This is a genomic window from Gemmata sp., assembly GCF_051859125.1.
Classification (GTDB): domain Bacteria; phylum Planctomycetota; class Planctomycetia; order Gemmatales; family Gemmataceae; genus Gemmata.
Genome location: NZ_JBHYGG010000162.1, coordinates 1 through 6,344, shown reverse-complemented (window position 1 = coordinate 6,344; position 6,344 = coordinate 1). Strand labels below are relative to the sequence as shown.

The following is a 6,344-nucleotide window of genomic DNA, read 5'->3' as shown; positions in this document are numbered from 1 at the left end:
CACCTCGCCCCGTTCCTACGGGGAGAGGTCGCCGCGCTTCGCGGCGGGTGAGGGGAAGCCACCGTCTACCAACTCCAACGCCGAGCCTCGTTCCAGAATCGGTCCCGCGTCAAATCGCTGAAATGCCCACTCTTCATCGGCGTCTCACCCACTGACGGGCCGCCGCCCGTATCATGTCTAACCGGTTCTCGGGTTGCCGCGGGTGTGTTCCCATGCCGTCTCGTCGCTCGGTCGCGCTCGTCGTCGCGCTGTGGCTCGCCGTCACCGGGTACGTGGTGTACCGCGACGTGTGGCCGGTGCTGTTCGCCGCCGGGCCGCCGCCCGTCGCCATCGACCTCGCCGACGAGGCCGCCCAGAACATCCCCACGCGCTGGACGATCACCTGGAGCGGCAAGCCGGCCGGCAAGCTCACCACGAGCCTGAAGTACCTCGACGCCGACGACACGTTCCGCATCACCAACGAGTTCCGCAACGTCCGCGTCGAGGTCAGCGGCCTCGCGGTCGTGGTGCCCGAACTGCGGAACGTCACCCGCATCACCCGTTCCGGCGACCTCCGCGAGCAGTCCGCCGACGGCAAGCTGGAGGCGTACTTCGGCACGAGCAAGTTCGCCGAGGCGACCGCGAAGGTGGCCGGCACGGTCGAGAACGGGCACCTGGTCGCGGCGTGCGAGATCACGTCGCCGTTCGGGAACGTGAGCCAGGCCCTCGATCCCGTCCCGGTGCCGCGGGGGCAACCGCTGAACCCGCTCCAGCCGGTGAACCGCGTCACGAACGTCCGCCCCGGCCGCCGGTGGGTCGTCAGCGAGAGCGACCCGCTCGGCGAGGCGGTGGGGGCGTTCGTGCGCTCGCAGGCCGCGCAGTACGGGCTCAAGCTACCCGAGGAGAAGCGCGAGCCGCTGCTGGCCGAGGTGCTGACCGACCCGCAGACCATCGACTGGCGCGGCCACGGGAGCGAGTGCTGGGTGATCGAGTACCGCCGCGGCCCGGACGTCGCGGCGCGGACCCACATCCGCACCGCCGACGGGAAGGTGCTGCGGCAGGAAGCGTTCAAGTCCGGCGAGACGCTCCGCATCGAGCGCGACGAGTGATCCGATCGGTCGCCGCGGGCAAAGTGAGTCCGGACATGCGAGTCCGGAGCCGATCAAAAAGTTCGGTGCGAGGTCGGCTGTAACCAGATGTTGCCAAACGAGTTCGGCGGTTGACTATTGCTCTAATAGAAATTTGTCCGCAAGAATTATGATGATTTGGCGAAATCGGAGTTCATCGGGGACGGGTGGCGCAGGCGCGCCAAATCAATGAGAAGCGGCTCGTGCGGTCCGTCACAAGAGACCGCGACCGGACTTCGGGGCTGAAACATGATCGACATCGCGAACGTCACGAAGTCCTACGGGCCGAAGCTGGCCGTCCGCGACCTCACTCTCAAGGTTCCCGCGGGCGAGTTGTTCGCGTTCCTCGGTCCGAACGGGGCCGGGAAGACGACCACCATCAAGATGCTGTGCGGGCTCCTGTTCCCGACGACCGGCACCGTCCGCGTCGGCGGGTTCGACGTCCGCACCCACGGCGACCAGGCCCGCGCACTTGTGAGCTACGTCCCGGACCAGCCGTTCCTGTACGAGAAGCTCACCGGCCGCGAGTTCCTCCAGTTCACCGCCGACCTGTACGGGATGCCGCGGGACCGGGCCGCCGCGAAGATCGAGGAAGTCATCGGCCTGTTCCACCTCGACGAGTTCGTGGACGACCTCACCGAGCGGTACTCGCACGGGATGCGGCAGCGCACGGTGTTCGCCGCGGCGCTGGTCCACGACCCGAAGCTGCTGATCGCCGACGAGCCCACGGTCGGCCTCGACCCGAAGAGCATCCGCGAGCTGAAGACGCTCCTCCGCAAGCTCGCGGACTCGGGCACGACGGTGTTCCTGAGCACGCACACGCTCGACATCGCCCAGGAACTCGCCGACCGCATCGGCATCATCGACCGCGGCCAACTGCTCGGCTGCGGCACGCTCACCGACCTGCGAAAGCAGGCCGCGATGGACGGCAGCCTCGAGGACCTGTTCCTGGCGATCACAAAGGAAGAATCCGAAGCGGTCGGTGCGTGATGCCTTTCGAGCCACGGGGTTCACCCCCGTGGTGGTTTGGCGACCCGAAGACCACGGGGGTGAACCCCGTGGCTCGAACGAACGCGAGCAACCCCATGTCGTCCGCAACACTCCCCGCCCCCGAGCAGGCCGCGACGTTCCGGCGGCTCCGCACGCGGCTGGTCCGCAACGGGCTCCGCGTGGCGCTGGAGCACAGCCGCACCCGCGTCGTGACCATGCTCGGCACGAGCGCGTTCGTGTTCGGGTTCACGTTCGCGGTGGGGCTGTACCTGTTCAACCAGCTCGGGAAGGCGAACATCCCGTTCAAGGGGGCGATCGTCGAGGGGCTGTTCGACCTGATGTTCTTCACCCTCGGCACGATGCTCGTGTTCTCGACCGGGCTCATCCTCTACGCGAGCCTGTTCACCAGCCCCGAGGCCCGGTTCCTGCTGTGCTCGCCGGCGCGGGCCGACCGCATTTTCGCCACGAAGTTCCAGGCCGCCGTCGCGTTCAGCTCGTGGGGGTTCGTCGTCCTCGGCATCCCCGTGTTCCTCGCCTACGGGTACGTCACGAGCGTCCCGTGGTTCTTCTACGCGCTGCTCCCGCCGTACCTCCTCGGGTACGTCCTGCTCCCGGGTTCGCTCTCGGCCGTCCTGTGCCTGCTCCTCGTGCGGTACATGCCGCGGAACCGCCGGCAGTTCTTCGCCGTGCTCGCGGTCGTGGCGGTCGCGGTCGCCGGGGTGTGGCTGTACAAGGTCGGCGTCGGGCTGAAGAGGTCGGCGGCGACCGGGGGCCGGGAACTCGACGACCTCATCGGCCAGTTCGACCTGTTCCGCAGCGGGCTGGCCCCGAGCCACTGGATGACCCGCGGGGTGATGGCCGCGGCCCGCAACGACCCGGCCGGGGCGCTCGTCCCGCTCGCGCAGGTGTGGAGCAACGGGCTGCTGCTCTACGTGGTCGCCGCGTGGACCGCGAAGCGGGTGTACCGCACCGCCTACGACCGCACGGCCGGCGGCGGCCGCGGGAAGAAGGTGTACGGCACGAGCTGGCTCGACCGCGCCATGGGCGGGCTCGTGTTCTACCTGAGCCCGCAGACCCGCACCCTCGTGGTCAAGGACTTCCGCACGTTCCGCCGCGACCCGACCCAGTGGGCCGTCCTCATCATCTTCGGCGTGCTCATGATGATCGGCGCGACGAACATGCGGCAGTCGTTCACCGCCGGCCTCGCGACGATGGACCGGTACGCGGTGAGCCTCATGAACCTGTCGGGCACGGCCGTGCTGCTGTGCGCCGGGCTGAGCCGGTTCGTGTTCCCGCTCATCAGCCTTGAGGGGCGGAAATTCTGGATCCTCGGGCTCACGCCGGTGAGCCGCGATCAGTTACTCTGGGGGAAGTTCGTGTTCGCCGCGACCGGCGCGCTCGTGGTCGGCGAGGGGCTCATCCTCGCCAGCGACGCCGTGATCGGCCTGCCGTGGGAGGGGGTCGCGCTCCACGCGGCGGTGATGGCGGTCGTCGCCGTCGGGCTGAGCGGGCTGAACGTCGGGCTCGGGGCGTACCTGCCGAACTTCCGCGAGACCGACCCGTCGAAGATCGTGGTCGGGTTCGGCGGCACGGTGAACATGGTCGCCGGCCTCGGGTTCCTGGTCCTCGTGATCGGGGCCATGGCGGTGCCGCTGCACACGGCCCAACTGGCGCGGGCCGCGGCCGGCGGCGAGCGGGCGATCGGCCCGTGGGTGTACGCCGGGGTGCCGGTGGGGTTGCTGGCCGGGGCGCTGGCCGTAATCCTACCCCTGCGGGCCGGGGCGCGGGCCCTGCGGGCGATGGAGTTCTGATCCGTTCGGAGGCGAGCCGTGGCCGACGAGAAGGTCGAGGTGGACGCGGACGGGTGGGGCGAGCGGGACGGGCGCGACGACTGGGCGGCCCCGCTGCCGCCGGCCCCGCGGGCGCAACCGCGGCCGCGGCGGTCGCACCTGTTCCTCGTCGCCGGGCTGATGCTCTTCGTCGCGCTCATGGCGACCCTCGTGCTCCGCCGGGCCAACGTCGCCCAGGAGCAGGCCGAGGAGGAGCAGCAGGCGGCCCTGGACGGCCGCGCCCAGATGGCGAACGCGAAGGTGCGGGCGGCCCGGGCCAGAACGAACCCCGCGCCGGACCCCGGTCCGAAACTCGACCCGGCCGAGGCCGAGCGCCTCATGGCCGCCGACGCCGCGGCGATGAACCGGCTCGGCCTCTACCGGCTCGACGGCACCGGGGACATCGACGGGGCCGTCGCCGCCCTCCAGGAGGCCGCGAAGCTCGACCCGATGTACGTGATGAACCTGGACCGCGCCCTGAGGCGGAAGGCCGAACTCGCGCACAAGGAGCGAGTCGAGCGCGACCGCGTGTCGGCCGCGGCGGCCGTCGGGGGCGGCCCAGTAATCGCCGTGTTCCCGGAACCGGGAATGTGAAATTTCGGTGAAGGGTGGCGGGACACCGGTGTCTGGGGGGGCCGTTCGGTTACGCTGATGGCGTCGGTACCGCCCGCCCCCCGGAACCCCGTATGAACTTCTGGCACGCCCTCTCCGCGCTCGACACCGGTCCGCTCGTCTTCCTCGCCTTCGCCCTGCTGACCGCCTTCGCGTTCGAGTTCATCAACGGGTTCCACGACACGGCCAACGCCGTGACGACCGTGATCTACACCCGCAGCATGCCGGCGACCCCGGCCGTGCTGTTCTCCGGGTTCATGAACTTCCTCGGCGTGCTGCTCGGCGGCACCGCGGTCGCGTTCGGCATCGTGAACCTGCTCCCGGTCGACCTGCTCGTCCACGGGCGGTCCGGGGCGGCGCTGGTCATGGTGCTGTCGCTGCTCCTGGCCGGGGTCACGTGGAACCTCGGGACGTGGTACCTCGGCCTGCCGGTGAGCAGCTCGCACACGCTCATCGGGTCGATCCTCGGCGTCGGCATCGCGAACAGCCTGTGGAACGGCGCGGGGCTCACCGGTGTGAACTGGCGCGAGTGCGAGAAGGTCGGGCTCGCGCTGTTCCTCTCGCCGCTGCTCGGGTTCGTCCTCTCCGGCGTCCTCCTGCTGCTCCTGCGGGTGGGGTTCCGGTCGCCCCGGCTGTACTCGCCCCCGCAGGGCGACGACCGGCCCCCGGGCGCGATCCGGGCGGTCCTGATCGCGACCTGCGGCGGGGTCAGCTTCGCGCACGGGTCCAACGACGGGCAGAAGGGGATGGGCCTGCTGCTCCTCGTGCTGATCGGGTTCTTCCCGCTCCACTACGCCCTGACGGTGAACGAGCCCGAGTCGGCCCCCGCCCTCTACGCGGCCGCGGGCGACCTGCGGGCCGACTACGCCCGCGCCGGCGTGCCCGTCCCCCAACCGGTCCACGAGGGCCTGTCGGTGATCGAGGAGGAGCTCAAGGGCAAGGCGTCGTTCGACGACCTGCCGCGGGACAAGGACACCCGGTGGGAGGTGCGGCAGGCGGTCATGTCCGTCGCACGGGAACTGAAGCAGGCGGAAGCCAACGACGCGCTGCCGGCCGGGTTCCGCAGGGCCGTCGGCGAGCGCCGCAAGGCGCAGTTCCTCCCCGCCGTCGAGTACGTCCCGCTGTGGGTGGTGATCGGCACCGCGCTGGCGCTGGGGATCGGCACGACCGTGGGGTACAAGCGGATCGTGGAGACGGTCGCCGAGAAGATCGGCAAGACGCACCTGACCTACGGGCAGGGGGTGGTGGCGCAGACCGCGACGGCGTCGATCATCGTCGCCGCGTCACACATCGGCCTCCCGGTGAGCACGACCCAGGTGCTCAGCAGCGCCGTGGCCGGGTCGATGGTGGCGAACCGGTCCGGGGTGCAGGGCGGCACGGTCGCGAAGATCTTCCTCGCGTGGGTGCTGACGCTCCCGGCGTGCATGGCCTTGGCCGCGCTCCTGTTCACCGCCGGCCGCCTGCTGGTGGGGTGAGGGCCGCGACTTGCGGTCCGGTGCGAACCCAGAGCGCCAGTGTTGAAGTCGCTCGTGGTCGCCCGGACCGGCCTGCGGTCGAGAACCCCAGGTGCCCGGCGAGCCGGGAGCGTCAGCGACCGGAGGCGCGTGCTGTACAAAAACTCCGGTCGCTGACGCTCCCGGGTCGCCACGATCCCCGGTGTTCTCGATCTCGCTGACCGACTGATACCAAGTTCGATTGATTCGTGGCTGTTCTGTAGCCGGCCTCTGTGAGGCCGGGCCTCGTGAGGTCGCCCAGGCACCGGCCTCACAGAGGCCGGCTACAGGAACACATCACCCGGATTCGGTAT

The 6,344-nt window shown here is 70.0% G+C and carries 5 protein-coding genes; all 5 read left to right on the top strand.

Features of this window, described 5'->3' with window-relative positions:
* Window positions 1-212 precede the first annotated feature (212 nt).
* The 5 genes from ACTIGN_RS15315 to ACTIGN_RS15295 all read left to right on the top strand — a co-directional run bounded on the left by ACTIGN_RS15315 (window position 213) and on the right by ACTIGN_RS15295 (window position 6,012).
* Entirely contained in the window at window positions 213-1,088 is an 876-nt protein-coding gene (locus tag ACTIGN_RS15315; protein WP_439625307.1) for a hypothetical protein, read from the top strand.
* Between the two features lie 267 nt (window positions 1,089-1,355).
* On the top strand, window positions 1,356-2,096 hold the full coding sequence (locus ACTIGN_RS15310; protein WP_439625305.1) for an ABC transporter ATP-binding protein: 741 nt from the start codon (window positions 1,356-1,358) through the stop codon (window positions 2,094-2,096).
* A gap of 95 nt (window positions 2,097-2,191) precedes the next feature.
* Window positions 2,192-3,907: a putative ABC transporter permease subunit gene (locus tag ACTIGN_RS15305; protein ID WP_439625303.1), complete on the top strand. Its 1,716-nt coding sequence runs from the start codon at window positions 2,192-2,194 to the stop codon at window positions 3,905-3,907.
* Between the two features lie 18 nt (window positions 3,908-3,925).
* Window positions 3,926-4,519, top strand: coding sequence for a hypothetical protein (locus ACTIGN_RS15300; protein ID WP_439625301.1), 594 nt, complete (start codon window positions 3,926-3,928; stop codon window positions 4,517-4,519).
* Between the two features lie 92 nt (window positions 4,520-4,611).
* Window positions 4,612-6,012, top strand: a complete 1,401-nt coding sequence (locus ACTIGN_RS15295; protein WP_439625299.1) for an inorganic phosphate transporter — start codon at window positions 4,612-4,614, stop codon at window positions 6,010-6,012.
* Window positions 6,013-6,344 lie beyond the last annotated feature (332 nt).

What these genes read in the sequence shown, in the direction of transcription:
- ACTIGN_RS15315 (WP_439625307.1), top strand. Translation starts at nt 213, where the DNA reads ATGCCGTCTCGTCGCTCGGTCGCGCTCGTCGTCGCGCTGTGGCTCGCC.
- ACTIGN_RS15310 (WP_439625305.1), top strand. Translation starts at nt 1,356, where the DNA reads ATGATCGACATCGCGAACGTCACGAAGTCCTACGGGCCGAAGCTGGCC.
- ACTIGN_RS15305 (WP_439625303.1), top strand. Translation starts at nt 2,192, where the DNA reads ATGTCGTCCGCAACACTCCCCGCCCCCGAGCAGGCCGCGACGTTCCGG.
- ACTIGN_RS15295 (WP_439625299.1), top strand. Translation starts at nt 4,612, where the DNA reads ATGAACTTCTGGCACGCCCTCTCCGCGCTCGACACCGGTCCGCTCGTC.